The sequence below is a fragment of the Burkholderia sp. 9120 genome (genome assembly GCF_000745015.1).
GTDB lineage: Bacteria > Pseudomonadota > Gammaproteobacteria > Burkholderiales > Burkholderiaceae > Paraburkholderia.
In genome coordinates, this window is record NZ_JQNA01000001.1 from 253311 (window position 1) to 279182 (window position 25872).

The 25872-nt window shown below is 65.7% G+C and carries 20 protein-coding genes; 1 reads left to right on the forward strand and 19 read right to left on the reverse strand.

Going from position 1 to position 25872, the window contains the following annotated elements; translation table 11 throughout:
- Positions 1–10: 10 nt before the first annotated feature.
- From FA94_RS01075 to FA94_RS01150, 16 genes are all read right to left on the reverse strand, one after another.
- Positions 11–2272, reverse strand: coding sequence for a tetratricopeptide repeat protein (locus tag FA94_RS01075; protein ID WP_035546030.1), 2262 nt, complete (start codon positions 2270–2272; stop codon positions 11–13).
- Positions 2269–4524, reverse strand: coding sequence for a tetratricopeptide repeat-containing glycosyltransferase family protein (locus FA94_RS01080; protein WP_035546033.1), 2256 nt, complete (start codon positions 4522–4524; stop codon positions 2269–2271). Before FA94_RS01080 ends, FA94_RS01075 begins: the two co-directional genes overlap by 4 nt.
- Before the next feature lie 49 nt (positions 4525–4573).
- Positions 4574–6730: a tetratricopeptide repeat protein gene (locus tag FA94_RS01085; RefSeq protein WP_231584820.1), complete on the reverse strand. Its 2157-nt coding sequence runs from the start codon at positions 6728–6730 to the stop codon at positions 4574–4576.
- Between the two features lie 318 nt (positions 6731–7048).
- The gene (locus FA94_RS01090) at positions 7049–7711 is read right to left on the reverse strand and encodes a PulJ/GspJ family protein (RefSeq protein WP_035546036.1); all 663 of its coding nucleotides are present in this window, start codon (positions 7709–7711) and stop codon (positions 7049–7051) included.
- Positions 7695–8117 carry a type II secretion system minor pseudopilin GspI gene (gene gspI / locus FA94_RS01095; protein ID WP_156126483.1) on the reverse strand — a complete coding sequence of 141 codons (423 nt, stop codon included), beginning with the start codon at positions 8115–8117 and terminating at the stop codon, positions 7695–7697. The genes FA94_RS01090 and gspI overlap by 17 nt, the downstream gene beginning before the upstream one ends.
- 357 nt (positions 8118–8474) lie before the next feature.
- Positions 8475–9779 (reverse strand): L-fuconate dehydratase, encoded by a 1305-nt coding sequence (locus tag FA94_RS01100; protein ID WP_035546040.1) that lies wholly within the window; start codon positions 9777–9779, stop codon positions 8475–8477.
- Positions 9780–9901: 122 nt separating this feature from the next.
- Entirely contained in the window at positions 9902–10843 is a 942-nt protein-coding gene (locus FA94_RS01105) for an ABC transporter substrate-binding protein (RefSeq protein ID WP_035546042.1), read from the reverse strand.
- Between the two features lie 86 nt (positions 10844–10929).
- Positions 10930–11955: an ABC transporter permease gene (locus FA94_RS01110; RefSeq protein ID WP_035546044.1), complete on the reverse strand. Its 1026-nt coding sequence runs from the start codon at positions 11953–11955 to the stop codon at positions 10930–10932.
- Positions 11956–11971: 16 nt separating this feature from the next.
- Complete coding sequence (locus tag FA94_RS01115) at positions 11972–13486, reverse strand: sugar ABC transporter ATP-binding protein (RefSeq protein WP_035546045.1); 1515 nt, start codon at positions 13484–13486, stop codon at positions 11972–11974.
- Between the two features lie 286 nt (positions 13487–13772).
- Entirely contained in the window at positions 13773–14777 is a 1005-nt protein-coding gene (locus FA94_RS01120; protein WP_035546047.1) for an alcohol dehydrogenase catalytic domain-containing protein, read from the reverse strand.
- A gap of 24 nt (positions 14778–14801) precedes the next feature.
- Positions 14802–15596 carry an SDR family NAD(P)-dependent oxidoreductase gene (locus FA94_RS01125; protein WP_231584821.1) on the reverse strand — a complete coding sequence of 265 codons (795 nt, stop codon included), beginning with the start codon at positions 15594–15596 and terminating at the stop codon, positions 14802–14804.
- A gap of 2 nt (positions 15597–15598) precedes the next feature.
- The gene (gene hpsN / locus FA94_RS01130; protein ID WP_035548990.1) at positions 15599–16912 is read right to left on the reverse strand and encodes a sulfopropanediol 3-dehydrogenase; all 1314 of its coding nucleotides are present in this window, start codon (positions 16910–16912) and stop codon (positions 15599–15601) included.
- Positions 16913–17065: 153 nt separating this feature from the next.
- Positions 17066–18121 (reverse strand): ABC transporter substrate-binding protein, encoded by a 1056-nt coding sequence (locus FA94_RS01135; protein WP_035546049.1) that lies wholly within the window; start codon positions 18119–18121, stop codon positions 17066–17068.
- A gap of 35 nt (positions 18122–18156) precedes the next feature.
- Entirely contained in the window at positions 18157–18963 is an 807-nt protein-coding gene (locus FA94_RS01140) for an ABC transporter ATP-binding protein (RefSeq protein WP_035546050.1), read from the reverse strand.
- Between the two features lie 53 nt (positions 18964–19016).
- Positions 19017–19922 carry an ABC transporter permease gene (locus FA94_RS01145; protein ID WP_081935628.1) on the reverse strand — a complete coding sequence of 302 codons (906 nt, stop codon included), beginning with the start codon at positions 19920–19922 and terminating at the stop codon, positions 19017–19019.
- Entirely contained in the window at positions 19919–20710 is a 792-nt protein-coding gene (locus tag FA94_RS01150; protein ID WP_231584823.1) for an ABC transporter permease, read from the reverse strand. Before FA94_RS01150 ends, FA94_RS01145 begins: the two co-directional genes overlap by 4 nt.
- A 219-nt stretch (positions 20711–20929) precedes the next feature.
- Here FA94_RS01150 and FA94_RS01155 point away from each other — a divergent pair, with 219 nt between their 5' ends.
- Positions 20930–21997: a LacI family DNA-binding transcriptional regulator gene (locus tag FA94_RS01155; RefSeq protein ID WP_035546052.1), complete on the forward strand. Its 1068-nt coding sequence runs from the start codon at positions 20930–20932 to the stop codon at positions 21995–21997.
- Positions 21998–22051: 54 nt separating this feature from the next.
- On the opposite strand, the gene FA94_RS01160 is transcribed toward FA94_RS01155, so the two are convergent.
- From FA94_RS01160 to FA94_RS01170, 3 genes are all read right to left on the reverse strand, one after another.
- Positions 22052–23047, reverse strand: a complete 996-nt coding sequence (locus FA94_RS01160) for an Ldh family oxidoreductase (RefSeq protein WP_035546055.1) — start codon at positions 23045–23047, stop codon at positions 22052–22054.
- 64 nt (positions 23048–23111) lie between these two features.
- On the reverse strand, positions 23112–24473 hold the full coding sequence (dctA, locus tag FA94_RS01165) for a C4-dicarboxylate transporter DctA (RefSeq protein WP_081935629.1): 1362 nt from the start codon (positions 24471–24473) through the stop codon (positions 23112–23114).
- 165 nt (positions 24474–24638) lie between these two features.
- Positions 24639–25814: a UxaA family hydrolase gene (locus FA94_RS01170; protein ID WP_035546058.1), complete on the reverse strand. Its 1176-nt coding sequence runs from the start codon at positions 25812–25814 to the stop codon at positions 24639–24641.
- Positions 25815–25872 lie beyond the last annotated feature (58 nt).

Consider the following 25872-nt stretch of genomic DNA (forward strand, 5'->3'; position numbering starts at 1 on the left):
CTTGGGCGGCTCATGCCGCTGCTACGTCACGCAACGGCATCATGTCGAGCAACGCGGTGCCAACCCGTTCGATCACCGCCGGCCAGTCGCCCGGCCGCGACTGACGGAACAGCCGCGCGCTCGGATACCACGGGCTGTCCTCACGTTCGAGCAGCCAGCGCCAGTCGGGCGCGCGCGGCAACAGAATCCACACCGGCCTGCCGACCGCGCCCGCCAGATGCGCCACCGACGTATCCACCGAAATCACTACATCGAGCGCATTGATCAACGCGGCGGTGTCCGCAAAATCGGCAAGCGCATCGTCGAAACACACGACGTCACTCGCCGCCAGCGCGGCGCGATCGCGCTCGCGCACTTGCGGTTGCAGGCTCACGAAGGTTGCATCGAGCGCGAACAGCGGCGCGAGTTCGGCGAACGACAGCGAGCGGTTTTCATCGTTGTTGTGGCGAGGATTGCCGGACCACGCGAGGCCGATTTTCAGCTTGTGCGGCGTGGCGATGGCATCGACACGGCGACGCCATTCATCGCGCCGCCGCGCATCGGCGTGCAAATAAGCACCCCGCGCGGGCATCGTGTCGAGCGTCGTGCGGAAAGCGAGCGGCAGGCTCATCAACGGAACCTGAAAATCGAACGGCGGTATCGCATCGTCTTCGCTGACGATGCAACTCACGTCGCTCAACGACGCCAGCAGCGTCGCCAGTTCGCGCGGCGCCTGCAGGATCACCGTCGCGCCTTTCGCATGAACGAGGCTCGCGTAGCGGCAGAATTGCAGCGTGTCGCCGTAGCCCTGCTCCGCATGCAGCAGCACGGTCCTGCCCGCAATCGGCTCGACGCCGAGCCACAGCGGACGATCGGCGTGACGCCGGTTCAACGCGACGTCGGTGGCGTGCCAGCGCGCTTCGTGCAGTGCCCAGCCGGTTGCCATGTCGCCCATCAGCAAACGGCAGTACGCCTCGGAGCGGCGCGCCGCGCCATGATGCGGATCGCGTTCGCAGGCCTGCACGTAGGCACGCAGCGCGGCTTCGTGCTCACCGATCTGCTGCAAGGCGACCGCGCGCGTATAGAGATGTTGCGCAGTGTCGGCGGGCGCGCAGGCGGCTTTCGCGTGACTGTCCATCGCCTCGTCGTAGCGCGAGAGTTGTTGCAGCGTGACGGCGCGGTTGTACAGCAACTCGGGATGCGCGCCGGTCAGCGCGAGCGCGCGGTCGTAGTCGTCGAGCGCTTCGTCGTGGCGGCCAAGCGCGCACAATGCCGCCGCATGGTTGCGCAGCGCGTCGATATGTTCGGGGGCGCGTTTGAGCGCTTCACTGTAGGCCTCGGCCGCCTCCTGATGACGGTCGAGACCGAGCAGTGCGTTGCCGCGTCCCACCCACGCCGTCGACTGCTCGCGATCGATGGCAAGCAGCCGGTCGCAGCGTCGCAGCAGTTCCGCGCGCGCATGCAGCATGTCGAGCGCGACGCAGCTTGCGTATAGCAACGCGGTGTCGTCGGGCGCGAGTTGCAGGCCTTCGTCGAGGATCGTCAGCGCCTCAGTGGCACGCCCCAGTTCGGTCAACGCGATGCCCGTGGCCAGCAGCAACGCCGGACTGCGCCCGCAGATCACCATCGCCAGCCGGTATTGCCGCAACGCTTCGTCATGACGGCCGACTTCACGCAGCGCGTGACCGTGCTCGGCGTGCGCGGCGGCGTCGTTGGCATCGAGATTCAGCGCGCGCTCCAGGCTGATCAAGGCATCGGCAGGACGACCCAGCGCGCGCAACGCGGCGCCGCGGCGGCTCCACGCCTGGGCTTGCGCGGGCGCGCGTTGCAGCGAACGGTCGTAGGCTGCGATCGCTTCGTCGAAGCGTTCGAGTCCCAGCAGCGCATCGCCGACCGCCGTGTGAGCGGGCGGATGCGCGGGATCGAGTTTCAACGCTTCGTCGAGTACGGCGAGCGCGTCGCGATAGCGGCCCACGCCGACCAGCGCCGCGCCGTGATTCGTGAAGTTCCAGGCTTGCCGCAAACCCGCGCGCATCGAGCGCGCGATCAGCGGCTCCGCGCGCGCTGCGTCGCCCTGACGCAGACAGACGAGTCCCAGCAGATGGAGCGCTTCGACGTTGTCGGGCGAGAGAGTCAGCACGCCTTCGTACAGACGCCGCGCCGCGCCGAGGTCATTCCTCTCCAGCAGCGCGCGCGCATTGCGCAACGAATCGGCGATAGCCACCTGCACGGCACTCCCGTTCGCCACCGGCGCAAACGAAGAAGCGGCGTCCTGCGCTCTTTGCCGGTTCATCGACCCGCTCCATTCACGAGCCCAGGCAACGCCGCCTTTACGGCTTCGACCACCGGCGCCCAGTTCCCCGCCTCGGTTTGGCCGAAAAGTCGCGCGCCGGGATACCACGGGTTGTCGTCGCGATCGAGCATCCAGCGGAAGTCCGGCGTATGCGGCAACAAGACCGCAAGCGGCCGCCCCAACGCGCCCGCAAGATGCGCGACTGACGTATCGACACTCACCACGTAATCCATCAGCGCGGTCAGCGCGGCCGTGTCGGCAAAGTCCTCGATCTGATCGCCGACGTGACGGAGCGGACTCGCGGCGAGCGCTGTTTGATCTTCGTCGCGGACCACCTTTTGCAGACTGATCCAGTCGAACGCGTCGTCGAGTAGCGGCAGCAGATCGGCGAGCGGCATTGACCGGTTGCGGTCGTTCAGATGCAGCGGATTGCCCGACCACACGAGGCCGATACGCGGCCGTTGCGACATACCCAGCCGCTCGACCCAACGCGCGACGTGTGCAGGATCGGCCAGCAAATACGGCACCTCGGCGGGAATCGACGCCTGTTCAGTGCGGAACTCGAGCGGCAGACTCAGCAACGGACAATGCAGATCGAACGGCGGCAGCGGCCCGCCGCGCATGACCACTGTGTCGACGCCGTCGAGGCTCTCCAGCAGCCCGGTCAACTCACGCTGCACTTCGAGCACGACCGTGGCACCGAGCGCCTTCACGAGCGGCACATAGCGGCAGAATTGCAGCGTGTCGCCGAGGCCCTGCTCCGCATACAGCAGGATGGTGCGGCCCGCGAGCGGCATGCCGTGAGTCCACCTCGACTGCACGAACTCGCGGCGGCTGCCGTCGAGTTGCGCGTCGCGCCAGCGCCATTCGTATTCGCTCCAGCCGGCCTCGAAGTCGCCGATCGACAGACACAGAAACGCGCGCATGCAGTGCGCGAGCACGTAGTCCGGATCGATGTCGATAGCCTGCGCGTAGGCCGCTTTCGCTTCTTCATGCCGTCGCAAGGAGCGCAGCGCATTGCCGGTGTGAAAATGCGCGAGCTTGTCGCGCGGTGTTGTGTCCAGCACGCGCGCGAAATCGCCGAGCGCGTCCTCATAACGGTGCGTTTCCAGCGACACACGCCCGCGCGTGAACCACGCGGGCACGTAGTCCGATTCGAGCGCGAGCGCGCGTTCGCAGGCCTGCCGCGCGTCGTCGTAACGCTTGATGCTGATCAGCGCGCTAGCGTAATTGCACAACACGCCGACACTGTCCGGTTCGACGTCGAGAGAGCGCGCATAGCTCTGCGCGCCGTCGCCGTCGCGGCCCAGATGACACGCCGCGTTGCCCCGGTTCGCGTGCGCCTTCGCATGATTCGGCTCGATGGCGAGCACGCGGTCGCAACGCGCGAGGGTTTCCCGATGCCGTCCAAGCTGTTCCAGCGCGACCGAACTGTTGTAGATCGCCTCCACGAAACTCGGGCTCGCCGCCATCGCCGCGTTGAAATCGGCGAGCGCGTTGCCGGGTTCGTGCAGATCGAGAAACGCGACGCCTCTCAGGAACAGCACCTCTGCACTGCCCGGCACGAGCGACAACGCCAGACCGTAGTTATCCGTCGCGTGCTGGAAACGGCCCAGCTCGCGCAACACGCGTCCACGTTCGCGCAGCACGTCGAAGGAACGGCCGGCTATCGACAACGCACGGTCGCAGCAGACCATTGCGTCGGTGCAACGCCCCAGCGCGCGCAGCGATTCGCTGCGCTTGAGCAGCGCCTCGGCGGAACCCGGATTGATGTCGAACAAACGGTCGTATGCGGCGAGCGCATCGTCGTGACGGCCCAGTTGCGCGAGCAGACCCGCGCGTTGGAACAGCGCGCGTTGATGGCCGGGATTGAGCGCCAGCGCTTCATCGAGTCGTGACAGCGCGTCTTGCGTCCGCCCGAGACCCAGCAGCACGGCAGAGTGATTGGTGAGCGCCAGCGCGACCGGTTGCCGCTCGATCGAGAGGCTCATCAACGCATTGGCTTCCTCTAACCGTCCTTGCTGGAAACGCACCGCGCCGAGCAGATGCAGCGCTTCCGCATGCGCGGGGTCGAGCATCAGCAACTCGGCATACGCGGCTTCCGCTTTGTCGAGGCCGCCCTCGGTGTGCGCCTTGCGCGCCCGTTGCAACAGACGGTCGAGCTGCGCGGCGTCGGGCTTCGGGACCTCGTCTCGCGCCCGCGCGGAATCTGTCTGGATCGCGAGCGTCGTCCCTTCCCCATTCGATGTCATTGTTTCGGCCCCTGTTGCCGCGCTCGCGCCCGGCGTTTTTCCGTCGAGTTCAGTCTTCCGCGTCCGGTTGGCCGATGGCCGCCCTGACCGCTTCGATCACGCTGCCCCACTGACCCGGCGTGCTTTGCCGGAACAACCGCGCGTCGGGATACCACGGACTGTCCGCGCGTTCGCGCAACCAGCGCCATTCGGCCGGGTCCGACAACAGCACCCAGACCGGCTGGCCCAACGCGCCAGCCAGATGCGCGACGGCCGAGTCGACGGAGATCACCAGATCGAGCGAACGGATCAGCGCGGCGGTGTCCGCGAAATCGTCGAGTTCGTCGTCGAGGCAGATGACGGGCGAGTCGCCGAGCAACGCTTCGTCCTGCTCGCGCACGGTTTTTTGCAGGCTGATCCAGTCGACGTCCAGCGCAAACAGCGGCGCGAGTTGCGCGAAATCGATCGAACGGTTGTGGTCGTTGCGATGCTCGGGATTGCCGGACCACGCCAGCCCAATCCGCGGACGCCGTCCATTACCGAGCCGTTCAGCAAATTGCCGTGCGCGCTCCGCGTCCGCCTGCAGATACGGCGTGTGACGCGGAATGCTCGCCAGTTCCGTGCGCAACGCAAACGGCAGGCTGAGCAGCGGACACTGATAGTCGAAAGCCGGCAGCGGCTCGCCTCGCGCGAGCACTTGCGCGGGGCCTGGCAGCGTCGTCATCAGCTTGCGCAAGGCCGGTTGGACTTCGAGCACCACGCGCGCGCCCAGCGCGGCTAGCTGCGGCGCGTAGCGGCAGAACTGCAGCGTGTCGCCGAAGCCCTGTTCGGCGTGAATCAGGATCGTCTTGCCGTCGAGCGGTTCGTCGCCGCGCCACAACGGTTGCACGAACGGGCGATAGTGCCGCGCCAGTTCGGCGTCCCGCAGACGCCATTCGTAGCCGGCCCAGCCGCGCGCGAAGTCGCCTTGCGCGAGATACAGCGAGGCCCGCGCGAAATGCGCGTCGACGTAGTCCGGCTTCAGTTCGATCGCGCGGTCGTAGGCGGCTTGCGCGGCTTCGTGACGGCCGGTGTCGTAGTGGAGATTGCCGCGGTTGAAAAAGTTCGTCGCGTGATCTGGTCTGATCTGCAGCGCCTTGTCGAGCGCGCTCATCGCTTCGTCGTAGCGATGCAGATCCTGCAGCACGTTGCTGCGGTTGGTCCATGCTTCGCCGAAGCGGTCGTCGCGCGCGAGCGCTGCGTCGTAACTGGCGAGTGCGTCGTCGTAGCGCTTCAGATAGCGCAATGCCGTGCCGCGGTTGCAGTGAATGTCGGCCGCGTCGGGGTCGATCGTCAACGCGAGGTCGTAGTTCGACAACGCCGCGTCGTAGCGCTTCAATTGCAGCATCGCATTGGCCCGGCAGGTCAACGCGCGCGCATGGTGCGGGTCCAACGCCAGCACCCGTGCGCAGCGGCCGATCGCTTCGTCGGGTCGCCCGAGACGGTCGAGTGCGACCGCGCTGTTGTAGAGCGCCTCGATCATGCCGGGCTCGGCCGCGATGGCTTCGTTGAAGGCCGCGAGCGCTTCGTTCAGCCGACCGAGGTCCACCAGACACTGGCCGCGCATCGACAGCATCACGGCATGGCCGGGCTGGATCGCAAGCGCGCGCTCGAAGCTTTGCAGCGCCTCGGCGGTGCGCTGTAATTCGCGCAGCACCAGACCACGGTTGAACCACGATTCGAACGAAGCAGGATCGACGACCAGCGCGCGGTCATACGTGTCGAGCGCTTCCTCGCGCCGCCCCAACGCACGCAACGCGCCGCCGCGATTGCACAACGCGTCGAGCACGAGCGGCGAGATCGACAGCACGCGGTCGAACGCTTCGAGCGCTGCCGCATGGCGACGCAGCGCCGTCAGCGTATTGCCCTTGCGCACGAGCGTCTGGATGTCGAGCGGATCGAGCCGCAACGCGGCGTCGAACTGCGCGAGGCCTGCGTCGGCCCGTCCGGATTCGGCCAGCACCGCGCCGAGATCGGACAGCGTGCGCGCCGTGGGCGTCAACGCAATCGACTGGCGCAGCAACGACTCGGCGTCGGCCACCGCGCCGCGCTGGTAATGCAGCACGCCGTAGAGATGCAACAGCTCGGGGTTGTCGGGGTCGCTGGCCAGGAGCGTTTCGTACTCGCGCGCCGCTTCGTCGAAGCGCCCTGCCGCATGCCAATCTTTGGCCCGCGATAAATTCGCCACGCTTCGCCGCGTGGCCGACGCATCGCCGCTCTGCGCGCCCGCTCGCGTGTCTTGTGAGTATCCCGCCTCCACGTTCGCTCCCTCGTCATGTTGCGCTACGCGCCGCCACTTCAATCGTGTGAAACGATCTTTGAAAGTGACTGCTTCAACCCGAGACTAGGGACGGGCGATAACAGGCGTATGACGAAAGTTACGGAACATTTCCTCAACTATGCCTATCGCATTGAATTGAGCGAAATGGGGCTGCACGCGGCTGCTATGCGGCTGCAATGTGACTGTAGTGCGGCACTGAACCGAGGACGGGTTCTAACGCACGCCTCATTGCCCGATCGGAATCATCCGCACGAATTCGACCGGCGGACTGCCGAGCGCGACGGTGAAGCGGAGACCACGCGGCAGCGGCATGCCAAGCGACGTGATGTTGCTGATGCCGTGCTGCGACAGAAAGCGCGTGTACGCAGCCTCGACGGCGGGCTGACTGGACGTCCAACCGTCCGGCGCGATCCATACCGCGAGTTGCATCGAACGCGCGTTGTCGCTGACAACAATGCGCGCGAATTGATCCATGTGCTGCAAGGCATCGTCGAGATCGGCGAGCGAGCTGAGCGGCTGTGACGCGCTGCGTATCAGTTCGCTGCCCTTCAATTGATAGCGTACGACCTGCACCTGAGTCGGCCCGCTGCCGATACCCAGATGCCGAACCAGCACGAGTTCATTGGGCCGGATTCGCAATGGCGGACCGAACACCTCGTCGGCGGTGACGAGGTTCAGCAGGTCGTATTGCATTTGCGAGAAGTATCGGCCGATCAGCCGCGTCTGGCCGAGCTTCGCGGCGATGTCGTCGCGTCCGCGAATCGTCGCGTCGAGGCCGCGCCACGACAGCAGCGCAATCACGGCGAGCAGCGTGATCGCGACCAGCATCTCGATCAGCGTGAAGCCTTTCGTTCGCGGCGCGCCGCGCGGGCTAGTGGCGCGCTTCATCCTGCACCACGGTCACGACTTCGGCGAGGACGCTGCGGCTCGACGCGGACGGCAACACACTCACCGTCACCTGACGCACCAGCGGGCTTTCGAACGCCGTCACCACCTGGCGGCAGACGAATGGGTACTGTCCCTGCGGACAGGCGAACGTACTGCGCCCCACGGGCGGCCAACTGGATGAAATACGAATCGCCGCCAATGCATTGTCCGCGCTCCACAGCGCGAGCAAGCGTGCGCGCGCGCTGTCGGTGTCCGTCGCGAGCGAGCCGATCGCGCGCAGCACCGCGCCCAGCGCAATGGCGACGATCGCGAGCGCGATCAGCACTTCGATGAGCGTGAAGCCACCGGACTTGCCGGAGGTTGCGCGCGCACGCATCGGCCGCCGCATAGGCCGTGTTGGCCGCATCGGCCGCGTCCATGGCCAGGCGACAGGCGCGTGCCCTATCGGACGGACACTCATCGGATTCCCCGCAGAAGAAACGATCAGAACAGGCGATCAGGTCGGCTCCCGCCGCGTCGTCGGATTACGCGCAGGCGCTCACGCGCCGCCAGCAGCGCGGCGATGCCGCATTCGCACCGGGCAGCAGGGTTGGGCGGGAAGCAGTCCGCTGACGGTAACGGACACCTGTGGCATCAACGTGTCGAATGGTACGGACCATTTTTGACGCTGAAGTGGCGGGAGTGGTGGGGGTGGCCGCTGGACGCGTTCCGTTCCAGCGGCATCAGCACGGCCAAACGGCGCCACGGTAAGCGACACGCGCGCTCAGGTCGTCCAGCCCGCACCGTCAGGAAAACGATACCGGTCGAGCGACGCCGCGTGCATTTCGATGCTGTAGCCGGGGCGCTGCGGCGGCATATAACGCCCATTGCGGATCACCACCGGATCGATGAAATGCTCATGCAGATGATCCACGTATTCGAGCACCCGATTCTCCGGCGACGCCGACACGCAAACATAGTCGAACAGCGAAATATGCTGCACGTACTCGCACAAACCGACGCCGCCCGCATGCGGACACACGGGCACGCCGAATTTTGCCGCCATCAGCAGGACCACGATCACTTCGTTCAGACCGCCCAGCCGGCAACTGTCGACCTGACAAAAGTCGATGGCCTGTGCCTGCAGCAACTGTTTGAACATCACCCGATTGTGGCAATGCTCGCCGGTCGCCACGCCGATCGGTTTGAGCCGCTGACGGATCGCCGCGTGGCCGAGAATGTCGTCGGGGCTGGTCGGCTCTTCGATCCACCACGGGTCGAACTGCGCGAGGCGTCGCATGTTCGCCACCGCTTCGTCGACGTCCCAGACCTGGTTCGCATCCATCATCAGCTTGCGGTTTGCGCCGATCTCTTCTCTTAAGATGCGGGCGCGCCGCATGTCTTCGTCGAGATTGCCGCCCACCTTCTGCTTGAAGTGCGTCCAACCCTGCGCGACGCCTTCGCGCGCGAGGCGGCGAATCTTGTCATCGTCATAGCCAAGCCAGCCGGCCGATGTCGTGTACGCCGGGTAGCCCTGCGCGAGCATCTCCGCTTCGCGCTCGCCGCGTGACGACGCATGACGATGCAGCATCGCGATCGCTTCCTGCGGCGTGATCGCGTCGGTCACGTAACGGAAGTCGAGACACCGCACGAGTTCTTCCGGGCTCATGTCGACCAGCAGTTTCCACACCGGCTTGCCTTCCGCTTTGGCCCACAGATCCCACGCGGCATTGACGACGGCCGCGGTCGCCAGATGGATCGCGCCCTTGTCCGGACCGATCCAGCGCAATTGACTGTCCGACGTCAGCGCGCGCCAGAACCCGCCCATGTTCGCCGCTATTTCTTCGAGCGTCCTGCCGACCACCAGCGGCGCCAGCGCCTTCACCGCCGCCACGCAGATCTCGTTACCGCGTCCGATCGTGAACGTCAGGCCATGACCGGTGAGCCCTTCTGGCTGCGCCGAATCGGTTTCGAGCGTCACGTAAGTGGCGGAGTAATCCGGCGCCGCGTTCATCGCGTCGGAGCCATCGAGCGAACGCGAAGTCGGAAAGCGGATGTCCCGCACGGACAGGTTGGTGATCGTAGTCACTTGGCACGCTCCTGAGCGACAGCTATCGATGTCCGCCTGTCTCCCTCTCACCCGACGGAACCAGAAAGAGAGAGGCGCGCACCACGCGCGCGGCCTCCCCCATTGCGCCTTGGCGGCGCAACTCAGTCATACAGCACGGCGGCGATCTTCGGATCGCTCATGTTGCTCTTGTCGTACCAGTAGAAGCCGGTGTCGACCTTCTTCGGCAGCTTCTCGCCCTTCAGCGCCTTCATCGCGGAATCGACGACGCACTTGCCGATGCCGACCGGGTTCTGCGTGATCGCGCCCAGCATCAGACCGGAATTGATGTCGTCTTTCTGCTCCTTGCCGGAGTCGTAGCCGATCAGCACAAGCTTCTTGCCCGACTCCTTGACGCCGATCGCCGCGCCTTCGGCCGAGCCTTCATTCGAACCGAAAATGCCCTTCAGATTGGGATTGGCCTGGATCATCGCCTTGGCGATTTCCGCGGACTTCAAGTGGTCGCCACCGCCGTACTGCACGGACACGATCTTGACGTTCGGATGCTTCGCCTTCATCTCATTCAGGAATCCATCGCGACGGTCCACGCCCGTGCGGCTGGTCTGGTCGTGCACCACGAGCCCCACTTCGCCCGAATCGCCGATTGCCGCCGCCATCTTGTCGGCGGCGAGCGCGGCCGCGGCGAGATTGTCGGTCGCGCAGGTCGTGAGCGGAATGTCGCTGTCGACGCCCGAGTCGAACGCGATCACCGGTATCTTGGCGGCCTGCGCGCGGCGCAGCAGCGGAATGGCCGCTTTGCTGTCGAGCGCGGCGATGCCGAGCGCCTGCGGCTTCTTCGCCAGCGCCGCCGACAACATGTCGATCTGCTTGTCGACCATGGCCTCGGTCTCGGGACCTTCGAACGTGATGCGGGCTTTCTGTTCCTTCGCCGCCTGTTCGGCGCCGGATTTGACGGCTTGCCAGAACTGATGCTGGAAGCCCTTCGAGATCAGCGGAATATACGGTTCTTCCGCGCGGGCCAGATTCGTCACGCCGACCAGCGCGCCCACGCCGACCACGACACCGAATAGTTTTCGATTCAACATGGCAACTCTCCTCCTAAGGTGGACCACCGCCTTCAGTAATGAGGAAGCCCTTTCGCGCTCCCCTTTTTGATTTCGTGTGTGGCGTGTCAGCGCTTGCTGCGCCGCAGGATATCGGCATACACCGCGAGAATGATGATCAGCCCGGTCACGACGATCTGCCATTCCTGCGCGACCGACAGGATGCGCAGCCCGTTGGTCAGCACGCTCATGATGAACGCGCCGATGATCGTACCGAGGATCGTGCCCGCGCCGCCGCTCAGCGACGTGCCGCCGATCACCACGGCGGCGATCGCTTCGAGTTCATAGCCCTGGCCGAGCGCCGGCTGCGCGGAATTCAGCCGCGACGCGATCAGCAAGCCGGCAATGCCGCAAATAGCGCCGCCGAGCGCGTAAATCGCGATCTTCCAGCGGTCGACGTTCACGCCGGACAGACGCACCGCTTCTTCGTTGCTGCCGAGCGCGAATGTGTAGCGGCCGAGCGCCGTGCGATTCAACGTGAGCGAACTCACGATTGCCAGGAAAAACAGGATCAGCACGCCGTTCGGCACCGGCAGGTTCGGCAGCACGTAACCGATCAGCGAATCCTGCGAGATCAGGGTGAAGTTTTCAGTGTCGGTGAAGTAAATCGGCTTGTCGGCCGAGACCACCAGCGAGAGCCCTTTCAGCAGCAGCATCATGCCGAGCGTCGCGATGAACGGCGGGATTTTCATCTTGGCGATGAGGGTTCCTGAAATGGTCCCGCACATCGCGCCGGCGCCGATCGCCGCGAGCACGCCGGTCCACATCGGCAGATGCCAGTAGGTGAGAAACACGCCGCAAATGACCGCCGTGAACGTCATCAGCGTGCCGACCGACAGATCGATGCCGCCGGTGATGATGATGAACGTGCAGGCAATCGCCAGCACGCCGTTGACGGCCGTGGCCTGCAGAATGCCGAGAATATTGTCGATCTGCATGAACGCCGGCGACGCGAAACTGAAGAACACCAGCAGCAGGACCAGGCTCGCAAACGCCAGCATTTTTTGCAGCGCGGCCGGCGCGAAGAGACGCGCTCTCAGGCCGGAGGCGCGCCCCTCGTTCACTAACGCCGACGTATCCGATGGCAACTTCATTCAGACCTCACGAGGTTCATGCCGCTGCTTTCAAGGGGTCGCGCTGCGTCGCGAGATGCATGATGCTTTCCTGCGACGCCTCGGCGGCCAGGAGTTCGCCGGTAATGCGGCCTTCGCACATCACGACGATGCGGTCGCTCATGCGCAGGATTTCCGGCAGCTCCGACGAGATCATCACGATCGCCTTGCCTTGCGCCGCGAGCGCGCGCAGCAGCTTGTAGATTTCGCTTTTGGCGCCGACGTCGATACCGCGCGTGGGTTCGTCGAAGAACAGCACGTCGCAGTCGCGTTCGAGCCATTTGGCGATCACGACCTTCTGCTGATTGCCGCCCGATAGCAGGCGGACCGGCTGCGTCGCGGACGGCGTGCGAATGGCGAGCAATTTGATGAAATGACCGGCCGTGCGGCGAATCCGTGCACGGCGCAGGAAGAAGTTGAGCGACAGGAATTTGTCCAGATTGGACATGACGATGTTCGACTCGACGTCCATGCCGGTCGCGAGGCCATAGCGCTTGCGGTCTTCCGACAGATAGCCGATGCCGTGCGCGACGGCGTCGCTCGGCTGGCGGATCGTCACCCGCTTGCCTCGCACGACGATTTCGCCGGATTCGATCGGATCGGCGCCGAACACCGCGCGCGCGACTTCCGTGCGGCCGGCGCCCATCAGGCCGGCAAACCCCAGAATCTCGCCGTTGTGTAGCGTGAAGCTCACGTCTCTGACCAGCGGGCCCGCATTCAGGTGTTTGACCTGGAGCGCGATCTCGCCTTTGTCCGCGGTGTTGTTAGGCGGCTCGACGTCGGTCAGGGTGCGCCCGACCATCATGCCGATGATCGTCTCGACGCTGGCGTCCGCAACGGCGACGGTGGCCACGTATTCGCCGTCGCGTAACACGGTCACGCGGTCGGCGATCTGCTTCAACTCGTCCATTTTGTGGGAAATGTAGACGATGCCCACGCCCCGGCTCTTCAACTCGCGGATGATGCGGAACAGTTCGGCGATCTCGGCGTCGTTGAGGGCCGAGGTCGGTTCGTCCATGATCAGCACGCGCGAATCGAACGACAACGCCTTGGCGATCTCCACCATTTGCTGTTTGGCCACAGTCAGTGCGCCGACCATGGCGCGCGGGTCGATGTTCACGTGCATGCGGGCGAGAATGTCGCGTGCCTGTGCGTTGAGCTTGTCGTCGTCGAGGAAAACGCCGAGGCGTCCGCGCGGCTCGCGGCCGATGAAGATGTTCTGCGCCACGCTCAGATGGTTCATCAGTTGGAGTTCCTGATGAATGATGCCGACGCCGACGGCCTGGGCGTCGCGTGGGCTCTGGAAATCGACCGGCTGGCCGTCGACGAGAATTTCGCCGGTATCGCGCGTGTACACGCCGGCGAGGATTTTCATTAACGTCGATTTGCCCGCGCCGTTTTCACCCATCAGCGCATGGACTTCTCCGGTCATCAGCTCAAGCTGGACCTCGTGAAGCGCCCGTACGCCGGGGAAACTCTTGCTGAGCTTTTTTACGGAAATCAGTGGGATCATGGCGCGGATCTGAGAACAAATCCGCAACGACCGCGGACCTCTGCGCGAGAGGCGGGTCGAGAAAACGCCGGGGTTGGCCGGGTTGGGTGAGGGAAATCGCCACGAGAAACCAGACGCATTGCTGGACTCCCAAATCGATGTGCGACGATTCTACGCTGGTGGGCGGTGGGGGCTCAAGGCGGGGCATTCCCGGGGGTGGGAGCGCGGCTGGTAGGGTCGACGGCAGCCTGACAGAAGCGCGGGTGATCCACCGCATGGCGCGAATCACCCGCCCTTCACTGTCCGACTAAGCCGGCACCAGAATCACTTTGCTCGATTCGACACGGCCCTGATCGAGCTCTTCGAACGCGCGCGCGCCGCCTTCGAGGGGACGTGTCTGCTTCCACGCGAGATCGCCGAATGCGCCGCCGGCGAGCGCGGCGACGGTCGCCCGCAGATCGGCCATCGAGTAGGTGTAGGTGCCAAGCAGCGAGATCTCGGCGAGCGTCAGCTTGCGCATGTCGATTTCGCTATCCCAGTCGAGCAGGCCGATATGCATAATCACGCCGCCCGGCTTTACCGCCGACAGCGAGAGCTTGCGCGTGGCCTTGGCGCCGACCGCATCGAGCACGAAATCGAAGCGATTCGGCGGCGTGTCGGTGGTCTGCGGATCGAAGGCCCGGCAGCCGGCATGGCGCTCCGCCGAAGCACGCCGCAGCGGATTGACCTCCGCCATCTCCACGTTGCGACAGCCGTAGCTTCTCAGCAGCAAGGCCGCGAGCAGACCGATCGCGCCGCCGCCAATCACCAGCGTGCGCGTTTCGGGCAACGGCCGGGATAGCGCGCGCATCGACAGATTGAGCGCGTGCAGTGCGGTCGCGGCCGGTTCGGTCATCGCGGCGTGCGTCGCCGGCATGTCGGGCGGAATCTCGATCAGGCTCGCGGCGGGTATCGACATGTACTCGGCGAACGCACCCGGTCGCGTCATGCCGACCATGGTCCGGTCGACGCACAGATTGTCGCGTCCCTGCAGGCAATAGTCGCAGCGCCCGCACGTGATCAACGGATTGCCGGTCACCCTGAGGCCGACCGGCACATGCGGCGCGCGGCTCGCCGCGACCGTGCCGGCGAACTCATGCCCCAGCACCAGCCCGGGCTGACGGCGCGGATCGTGACCGTGGTAAGCATGCATGTCCGAGCCGCAGATGCCGACGGCGTCGATCTTCAGCACGACCTCGCCCGCCGCCGGCTCCGGATCGGCGCGCTCGAGCAGCTGCATTTCGTTGGGTCCGGTGTACACCAATGCTTTCATGAGTGCCTCTCTGCTCCGCTACGATCAACGCGCGGTATAGCCGCCGTCGACCATCAGGGTTTGTCCAGTGATATAGGCCGATGCCTCGCTGGCGAGGAACACCGTCGCTCCGTACAGGTCCTCGAGCCGGCCATTGCGGCCGATGCAGGTTTGCGCCGCGTGTTGCGCGGCGAGCGCGGCGTTGCCGAACACGGGCGCCGTCAACGCCGTCGGAAAGAAGCCCGGACCGATCGCGTTGCAGGTGATCCCGTGGGGCGACCAGGCCTGCGCCATCGCCCGCGTGAGCTGCACGATGCCGCCCTTGGCGGCGCCGTACGGCGCACTGTCGCCGAACGCACGATACGACTGCAGCGAGGCGATATTCAGTATCCGGCCGAAGCCGCGCGTCTGCATGGCCGGGGCGAGCGCCTGCGTCATGAAAAAAGGCGCGCCGAGATGCAGCGCCAACTGCCGACGCCAGGCGTCCGGCGTCACTTCGCCGAATGGCTGGCGCAGATTGATACCCGCCGCGTTGACGAGAATGTCGATCTGGCCATACAGGCGTTGCGCCGTGAGCGCACACTCGCGAGCAGCGTCTTCGTCCGCGAGATCGTGCGGCAACGCGTGCGTTTCGATGCCGTCGGCGGCGAGGCGCCCGCTCGCGAGATCGAGCGTGTCGCGCCGGCGCGCGACCAGAATCACGCGCGCGCCGGCAAGACCGAGCGCATGCGCCATTGCCTCGCCAATGCCCGAATTGCCACCGGTCACGAGCGCGGTGCGGCCGCCCAGACCGAACAGACCTTGTACCGCTCGGCGCGAATCAGGCTGGTTCGGCGCCACGATCACACCACCACCGGTTCGCCGCGCACGAAACGCTCGTCGGGAAAGTATTTGTCGAGGCGGTCGTCGGCAGTGCGGGCATGCGCTTCCATGCCCTCGAGCCGGGAGATGCGGGCGGTGACTTCACCGATCTGCCTGGCGGCGTCGCGGGTCATGCGCTGCCAGGTGAGGGTCTTGACGAACTTATGCACGGACAGGCCACCCGAGTAACGCGCCGCGCCCTTGGTCGGCAATACGTGGTTGGGGCCGCTGGCTTTATCGCCGAACGCGACGGTCGTTTCTTCCCCGAGGAACAGCGAGCCGTAGCACGTGAGCCGTTCGAGCCACCAGTCGAGATCCGCCGCATGCACTTCGAGATGTTCCGACGCATAACGGTCGGAGATCTCGACGATGTCCTCGCGCGTATCGCACACGATCACTTCGCCATAGTCGCGCCACGCGGCGCCGGCGGCGTCGCGCGCGGTCGGCGGCAGGCGCTCGATCAGCTCGGGAACGCGTTGCATCACGTCGAGCGCCAGTGCGTTCGAGGTGGTGAACAACCACGCCGGCGACTCGTGTCCATGTTCCGCCTGACCGACGAGGTCGCTCGCGACGATCGCGGGATCGGCGCTTTCGTCGGCGATCACCGCCACTTCGGAGGGCCCCGCGAAGACGTCGATGCCGACCTTGCCGAATAGCGCGCGCTTGGCCTCCGCCACGAACTTGTTGCCCGGCCCGACCACCACGTCAGCCGGTTTGCCGGTGAACAGCCCGTAAGCCATCGACGCAATCGCCTGCACGCCGCCGAGCGTCATCACGATATCGGCGCCCGCGGCCTTGAACGCGTACAACACGTACGGATGAATCCCGCCGCCGCGAAACGGACTCGAACAGGCGATCACGGTTTTCACGCCCGCCGCCTTCGCCGTCGCCACGCCCATATACGCCGACGCGATATGCGCGTAGCGCCCAGCCGGCGCGTAGCAGCCGACGACATTCACCGGCACGACCTTCTGCCCGGCCGTCACGCCCGGATACAACTCGACGGCGAAGTCTTCGATCGAGCGACGCTGCGCCAGCGCGAAATCGAACACCTGACGCGCCGCGAAGTCGATGTCGGCCCGCACATGCGCCGGCACATCGGCGGCGCGCCGCTCGATCTCGTCCGCCGTCACGATGATCGGGCCGTCCCAGGCATCGAGTTGCTTCGCGTAAGCCAGCGCCGCGGCCTCGCCGTTCGCTTCGATCTGCGCCAGCATGTCGGCCACGACCTTTTGCGCCGTCGCGGTCTCCGTCTCTGGAGTCTTGCTCGCTTTCTTCAGGTAAGTGACGCTCATGGTGTTGCTCCTCTCGATGCGGTCGGTTCGGTCGGTCTGGGTAAATGCAAACGCTTGCATACTGCGGCTTTAAAAAAGACCTCTCAGGTCTTCCTGCCGGGGCGTGCGCCCCGGCCTGCTTGTCGTGTCCGGCTGGCGTGTCTGGCTGATTCGTTACTTCGTATCCACCGCGAAGGCGGCCAGCTTCGGATCGGCTTGCACGCGCTTCATCAGACTGTCGTCGATGTAGTCTTTCGCGTCGGGCACCCCTTGCAGCGCCCCCGACGCGCGCATGAACTGCGCGATGCTGGTGAACCACTTGTCCGCTTCGGACGGTCCCTTGCTGCGATCCATCGCGGCGAGTTGCTGCGTGAGGTCGAAGGTGGGACGCGTGGCGAACTCCTTGCGCATCGACGCGTCGCTGATCGTCACGCCGCCCTCCTGATAGAACTTCTTCATCAATGCGGTGGCCTGGTCCGGATTCGCTTTCATCCATGACCACGCGCGCAGATAGACCGCGAGAAACGCCGCCACCGCTTCCGGATGTTCCTTCGCATAGTCGCCGCGCGCGACCAGCGCGCCCGGCACCGACGCGCCGCCGTCCTTGCCGCTGCACAGCACCCGCGCGCCGGACTTTTCTTCGAGCGTGTAGTCGTAGGGCGCCCACACGCCGGCATAGTCGGCATTGCCTGACGACATCGCGGAAATGATCTCGGCTTGCCCCATGTTTCTGAGCGTGACGTCGGTCTTGGTAAGCCCATACTTCTTCAGACACGCCTGCACCGCGTAGTCGCCCGTGGAATTCGACGTGAGGACGATGGTCTGCCCTTTCAGCGAGGCCGGATTGCTCTTCACCGCGTCATAGCGCGCCTTGCTCGCCATCAGCACGTTGCCCTGCGATTCGTCGTTGGTGATACCGATCACCTCGACGCCGAAACGCTTGTAGCCGAGCACCGCCGGTACCGAGCCGGTGCCGCCGACGTCCCACGATTTCGCGGCGGCCGCGGCCATCTGCGGCACGCCGGCCGGAAACACCACGAACTCCGGCGCGAGGCCCGCGGCCGCCCACCAGCCTTTCTCGGTCGCCACGTAAAACGGCAGCGCCCAGTAGAGCGCCGGCTGATAGGTCACCTTGATCGGCGTGGGCGCGGCCGCCTCGGCGCGCGTGACGAACAGCGCCGTGCCCGCGCACAACATGGCTACCACGGAAATCGCTCGCAACCGGTTCATGCTGGTCTCCCTGTTTTTCAGTGTCGACGCGCCGCTCATGCGGCCGCGCGCGCAGCGCCGCCGTGCTCGTCGCGCAACGATTTCCAGATGTGCGTGCGCAGTCGCACGAACGACTCCAGATCCATGACGTCCTCGATGCGCTTGTGCTGGTCCCACTGGTTCGCTTCGCGCACCGATTTGACGTCGACGATTTCCTTGACGCGTCCCGGCCGGCTGGTCATCACGACGACGCGGTCGGCCAGATAGACGGACTCCTCCACCGCGTGCGTGATGAACAGCACGGTGCGCGGATTGGCACGGGTGACGCGCACCAGTTCCTCCTGCATGACCACGCGCGTTTGCGCGTCGAGCGCGCCGAACGGCTCGTCCATCAGCAGCACGCCGGGATCGAGCGCATAGGCACGGGCAATCGCGACGCGCTGCTGCATGCCGCCCGACAACTGATGCGGATAGGCCGCTTCATGGCCGCGCAGGTTCATCAGGTCCATATAGCGTTCGATCGTGCTGCGGCGCTTCGCGGCGGCCACGCCTTGCGCCCGCAGACCGAGCTCGATGTTCTCGTAGACGCTCTTCCAGGGAAACAGCGCGAACTGCTGGAACACCACCGCCCGATCGGGTCCGGGACGCAGCACCTGCCGGCCGTCCACGCTGACGGTGCCGGACGACGGAAACTCCAGCCCCGCGACCATCCGCAGACAGGTGGTCTTGCCGCAGCCCGACGGCCCGACGATCGCCACGAACTCACGGTCGGCGATCTCGAGGCTCACGTGATCCAGCGCCACCATGCCGCTGCCGGCGTGGCCGAAAACGCGGGAAACATCGTCGAAGCGGATGACGCTCATGTCGGTACTCCGTAGCGATTGCGGCAGACCCGGAATGGGAGTCGCCGAGGCACTCAGCGGCGCGCGCGGCGCCGATGCCGCATCGCGAAGGTTTCGATACGTCCGAGCAGCCAGTCGATCACCGCGCCCACCATGCCGATCGCGATCATGCCGCTCATCACGGTCGCGGTATCGATCGACGACTGCCCCTTGACCATCATGTAGCCGATGCCGCTCGAGGCGACGATCAGTTCCGCCCCGACCAGCGACATCCAGCCGAGCCCGGCGGCCACCCGCAGCCCAGCGATCACCGCCGGCAACGCGCCGGGCAGCAGCACTTCGCAGACGATCATGCGGTTCGACAGGCCCAGCATCCGCGCCGCCTCCAGCAGACGCTCGTCGACCTGCTTCGCGCCGCGGTAGGCATTCACCACGCACGGCGGAAAGGCGCCGGCGAAAATGATCAGCACCGGGCCGCCGATACCCGTGCCGAACCACAGCGCCGCGAACGGCACCCACGCGATCGGCGCGATGAAGCGCAGCGTTTCGAACAGCGGACTCACGATGTAATCGAGCCAGCGGAACCAGCCCATCATCAGGCCCAGCGGCACACCGACCGCGATGGCCAGCGAGAGCCCCATCAGGTAGCGCTGCAGGCTCGACCACAGGTGCTGTTCGAGCGTATAGCCGACGAACGGATGCGTCAGCAGGTCGACGAAACGCGTCGCAACGGCGAACGGGGTCGGCAGGAACGCGGCGGGAATCAGTTGCGCCGCAGCCGCGAGCCACCAGATGCCGAAAAACGCCAGCAGACCCGCCGCGCTCAACGCCCACAACGTGCCGCTGCCCGGCCCCGCGCCATGCGCCGCGACGGCGCTTGCGCGGGCCTGCCGTCGCGTCTCTTTCGCGTGCGCCGCGTCGGTGCGATTCACCAGGCTCACGGGGTCCATGTCGGAACGTGCCAGATGCTGCAGTTTCATCGCCTTGCTCTCCACGGCATCGAACGGTTTTCGAGCAGACCCAGCAGCACGGTCATCAACCAGCCGCACAGCGCGACGCTCAGCATGGCGACCACGATCATCGCGGGGAAAATGTCGAGCGAGCCCTGCGTCAGCAAGTGGCCGAGACCGCGCACCGCGCCGATCAGTTCGCCGGCGACCAGCGTGGTCCAGGACGCTTGCAGCGACAGCCGCAAGCCGGTGAAGATCATCGGCAACGCGCCCGGCAGCATGACTTCGAACACGAACTGGCGGCGCCGCAGGCCCAGCATGTCGGCCGCTTCGACGAGTGCGGGATCGAGATTGCGCACGCCGGCAAAGCTGTTGATCACGCAGGGCACGAAAGCGGCGAACCAGATCACCATGACCTTGGCGGCGTCGCCGAGACCGAGCCAGACGATCGCGAGCGGAATCCACGCGAGCGGCGGAATCGGCCGCAGCATGATGAAGATGGGATTGAAGAAGGCCTGGGCGCGGCGCGACTGGCCCATCCACAAACCGAGCGGCACACCGCTGAGCGCCGCGGTGACGAAGCCGTACAGCACGAGCTTGACGCTCTGCACGATGTGCTGGTCGAGACGGCCGTCGGCGTAACCCTCGCCGGCCACCTGCAACAGTGCCTGCCATACCTCCAGCGGTGCCGGCAAGCGCGCCGGACCGACGATGCCGGTGCCGCTGGTGAACACGTACCAGAGCGCGAGCGTCGCGCCGAGCGTGCCGATGCTGCAGACAAGGCGCGGTGAGCGAATGGAACGGATAGCCGTCAGCACGTCGTCTCCTGTGGGGTGCGGTTGGTCGTCCTGCCACTCAATGCAACCGCTTGCATTTGACTATAATCCTGATTTCCGATTGTTGTATCAGGACTTACACCAAGCCTTGCGAAGAAATGTCATGCGCTTGCATTCACGCACTACAATCAGACTTATCCGCGGTCTGAACCGCGGTCTGAACGGTAGCCGCCGCAGCGGTCTTCGAACGAGACATCTCCAGTGAGCAATGCCCCTCCCTCGCGCGCGCGCATCGACGACGTCGCGCGCCTCGCCGACGTATCGACAGCCACGGTTTCGCGGGCGCTGTCGAGCCCGAACCGGGTCAAGCCGGACACCCGCGCCCGTATCCGCGAGGCCATCGCCACGCTCGGCTACGTGCCCGACGGCGCGGCCCGCGCGCTCGCGCTGGGGCGCGCCCGCACGGTCGGCGCGATCGTCCCGACGCTCGACAACGCGATCTTCGCGCGCGCCGTGCAGGGCTTGCAGACCACCCTGTCCAATTCCGGTTACCAGTTGCTGATCTCGGCCCACGAATACAACCTGGCGGCTGAAACCGAAGTGGTCCGCGCACTGCTGGAGCGCGCCGTCGACGCGATCCTGCTGGTCGGTCAGGACCATGCCGCGCAAACCTACGAGTTGATCCGCGCGAGTCAGGTCGCGCTGGTCGTCATGTGGTCGAGCCCGGGCGAGGAGCCGGAGCCGGCGCAGTCAAGCGCACCGCCCGCGATCGGTTTCGACAACCGGCTGATCGGGCGTCTCGCCGCCGATCACCTGCTGTCGCTCGGCCATACCCGCTTCGGCGCGATCTCCGGTTTCACTCGGCACAACGACCGTGCCCGGGAGCGCATCGGCGGCTTTCGCGAGACGCTCGCGCAACACGGCTACGCGTTGCCGGACGCCTGCGTGATCGAGCAGCCGTTCGGCTTCGAAGGCGGCCGCGCCGGTTTGCAGCATCTGTTGAAACTGCGCCCTTCGCCCACCGCGATTTTTTGCGGCAACGACGTGCTGGCGCTCGGCTGCCTGTTCGAAGCGCAAGCGCTCGGCATCGCCGTGCCGGACGCTTTGTCGATCGTCGGCTGCGACAACCTGCCGATCGCCTCGCAGATCATGCCGGGGCTCACCACGGTGCTGCTGCCTACCTACGAGCTCGGCGAACACGCGGCCCGCGCGGTATTGAGCTGGCTCGCGAACGGCAACCCGCCGCCGCACGAACGCCTGCCGATCGAGTTGATCGTGCGCGGCACGACCGGGCCGTCATCGTTGCGCAACGAACCGCCGCAGCTATAGCGCGCAGGCCGGCCGGCGCGGTCGGCGCGGGCCGCCCTCGTGCGCGACGGCGGATCAATTGCGCTGCAACTGCGCGATCAGCGCGTCGGGAATCTCCACGCCGTCTGTTTGCGCCGTCTCCGCCAGCCGCTCTCGTCGCGAACCGGGCAGACGGACGTCGTCGTCCGCGCTCATCATCCCGATCAGTGCCTCGACGCGCGACAGATAAGTGTCGTCGCCGGCCAGCGCGCCCGGATCGATCGCCCAGAACAGATGACCGATGCGCGAACGCTCGCCCTCTTCGCTCAGAAACGACCCCGCTTCATAGCCGAAATTCGCGCCGGTCAGCGCCGCCGCCAGCAACTCGACGATCAGCGCGAGCATCGCCCCTTTCGCGCCGCCAAACGGCAGCATCATGCCGTCGAGCGCGGCATGGGCGTCGGTGGTCGGCTGCCCGTCGCGGGTGGTGGCCCAGCCTTCGGGAATCGCCTGGCCGTCGCGCGCGGCCAGCGCAATCTTGCCGCGCGCGATCTGCGACAGCGCGAGATCGATCACGAGCGGTTCGCCATGGCGCCGTGGAAACACGGCGGCGATCGGATTGGTGCCGAACAGCGCGCGCCGGCCGCCCCAGGCGGGCATGGCCGCGGGCGAGTTGCTGAAAGCGAGCGCCACCCTGCCCGCCGCGCCGAGCGCCGCCAGATGCGCCGCGCCCACGCCGAAGTGATGGCTGCGCTTTACGCCCGCCACGGCACTACCAAACTGACGGGTCCGTTCGATCAGCGTGGTCACGGCCAGGTCGCAGGCGGGATAGGCGAGTCCATCCGCGGCATCGATCAGCACGGCCGCGCCACGATCCGCGACGACGGCCGGCTGCGCGCCGGGGTCGACGCGGCCGTTGCGCAATTGCGCGCAATACATCGGCAGACGCGCCACGCCGTGCGACGACAGGCCGCGCAGATCGGCATAGACGAGCGCGCGGGCAGTCGATTCAGCGGTGGCTTGCGACGCGCCCGCCTGGCGCAACGAATCGATCGCCAGGGCGGTGAGCGCAGCGGGTAATAGTCGGGCCATCGAGTCTTCCCTGAGAAGGCGGTGTGGGCGGTCGATCAGACGACGATCCGTCTGCCGGCCGTGCTCATTTGGCCGCCTTTTCCAGCAACGGGTGCGCGGCCGGATGCCGTATCTGGTCGAGGCCCGGCCCGGCGGCCGGCGCCTGCGGGGTCAACGGCTGTTGCGCCTCGGCCTGGCGCTCGCGCGGCGCGGCCAGAAACGCGCGGGCCGCGCGAGCGTCGAACGCGCCTTCCCAGCGCGCGACCACCAGCGTTGCGACGACGTTGCCGATCATATTGGTCAGCGCGCGGACCTCGTTGAGCACCCGGTCCACGCCCAGAATCAGCGTGATGCCCGCCACGGGAATGATGTTGTGGGTCGACAGCGTGGCGGTCAGCGCCACCAGTGCCGCGCCGGCCACCCCCGCGCCGCCCTTCGACGTCAGCATCAGGATCGCCAGCAAGCCCACCTGCTGCCACAGCGACAGATGCGTGTTGGTCGCCTGCGCGATGAACAGCGAGGTCATGGTCAGATAGATCGCCGCGCCGTCGAGATTGAACGAATAGCCGGTCGGCAGTACGAGCCCGACGATGGCGCGCGGACAGCCCATGCGTTCGAGCTTTTCCATCAGACGCGGCAGCACGGACTCGGTGGTGGACGTGCCCAGCACGATCAGCAATTCTTCGCGGAAATACTTGAGCAACGGCCAGAGCCCCACGCCCGCCCAGCGAGCCGCCGAACCCAGCACGACGGCCACGAACAGAATGCTCGTAATGTAGAAGCACAGAATCAGCAGCCCCAGTTGCTGCAAGGTGCCGATGCCGTATTTGCCGACCGTGAACGCGATCGCACCGAACGCCCCCAGCGGTGCGAGACGCATGATCATTTCGACAATGCGCATCAGCGTGTCGCCGAATTGTTCGATGCCGCGCATCAGCAGCCGGCTGCGCTGCGACATGATCGACAGCGCAATGCCGAACAGCACCGAGAACAGCAGCACCTGCAGCAGATCGCCGCGCGCGAACGCGCCCACCACCGAATTCGGCACGATCAGATCGAAGAAGCTCGACGACGCCGCATGCGCGTCGGCCACGTAGTGCGACATGGCGTGCGGATCGAGCGTGGCGGGGTCGATGTTCAGTCCGGCGCCCGGACGCAGCACATTCGCCACCACCAGTCCGATCACCAGCGCGATGGTCGTCACCACTTCGAAGTAGAGCAAGGTCTTGAAGCCGACGCGGCCGACCTGCTTGAGACTTTCCATCCGCGCGATGCCCACCGAGACGGTGCAGAAGATCACCAGCGTGATCAGCATCTTGATGAGACGGATGAAGGTGTCGCCGAGCGGCTTCATGTCGACGCCGAACGACGGCGCGAGATAACCGACGAGAATGCCCGCCGCAAGTCCGATCAGGACCTGCACGTAGAGATGTTTGAGCACGCGCAAGATGGTGTCTCCTCCACTCGCTGCCGCCAGATGTCGAGCCGGCGCCGTGGGCGGCATGGCTTGCCGGCGCGGGCGGCATGACAGCCGTTCTCCGTGCCGGCCTGCGCCGGACTATCGCGCTCCGCTCCGGTCGCACAGGCTCGCGGAGCGGCCAGGCCGCCGGAATCAGGCGCTTTCGAACAGGCGCGTCAGCACGAACTCGCGGTGGCCGAGTGCTTCCGCCGACGTGAAACGCCCGTTGATCGTCGCCATCATGCACTCGAGCAGTTTGTCGCCGCTCTGGTCGAGGTTCTGTTCGCGCTGCAGGATGCCGGTCACGTCGACGTCGATATGCTCGCCCATGGTGCGCACCGTACGCGGATTGGCGCAGATCTTGATGACCGGCACGATCGGGTTGCCGATCACATTGCCTTGGCCCGTCGGGAAGAAATGCACCGCGAAGCCCGACGCCGCGCACAGCGTCACCATCTCCGCGGCCGCCGACGACGAATCCATGAACCAGAGCCCCGCATGCGTCGGCTCTTCGGCTTTGTCCAGCACGCCGTCCACCATGCATTTCTTGCCGATCTTCTGGATGTTGCCGAGCGCCTTTTCCTCGATGGTCGTGAGGCCGCCGGCAATGTTGCCCTTGGTCGGCTGCGACTCGGAGAGGTCGTCGGTCTTCCAGCGGTTGATCATCTCCTGGTAGCGGTCGAACATGAACTGGAAGCGCTCGCGCACACCGTCGTTCGCGCAGCGCGCCGCCACGATCTGTTCGCCGCCCGTCAACTCGGAGGTCTCGCCGAACACCAGCGTGGTGCCGAGGCCGTACAGTTTGTCGAACGCATTGCCGACGGTCGGATTCGCGCCGCAGCCCGACGTGGTGTCCGACTCGCCGCATTTGGTCGAGACCCACAGATCCGAGATCGGGCATTCCTGGCGATCGAGCGAGGTGGCGTACTGCACCATTTCCTTCGCCGCTTTCGAGGCGCGCATGATCGTGTCATGGTCGCCATGCAATTCGATGCCGAAACCCATCACCGGTTTACCCGTTTTGGCGATGCCGTCGACCACACGCTTGGTCCAGCCTTCCTCGATCCCGATCACGATCACCGCCGCGACATTGGGATTGCTGCCCGCGCCGATCAGCGTACGGAAATGCAGGTCGAGGTCGGCGCCGAACTGCAGCCGCCCGTACGGATGCGGCAGCGCCATGGTGCCTTTGATATTGTGCTCGACAGCCTGCGCCGCCGCGTTCGACAGATCGTCGACCGGCAGAATGATCACGTGGTTGCGCACGCCGACGCGGCCGTTGTCGCGACGATAGCCGCGGAAAGTCGTATCCAGATCTATCACGCTCATGATGGGTCTCTCGTTCAGGTTCGGTTCGGTTCGGTTCGGTTCAGTCTGGTTCGGCTCG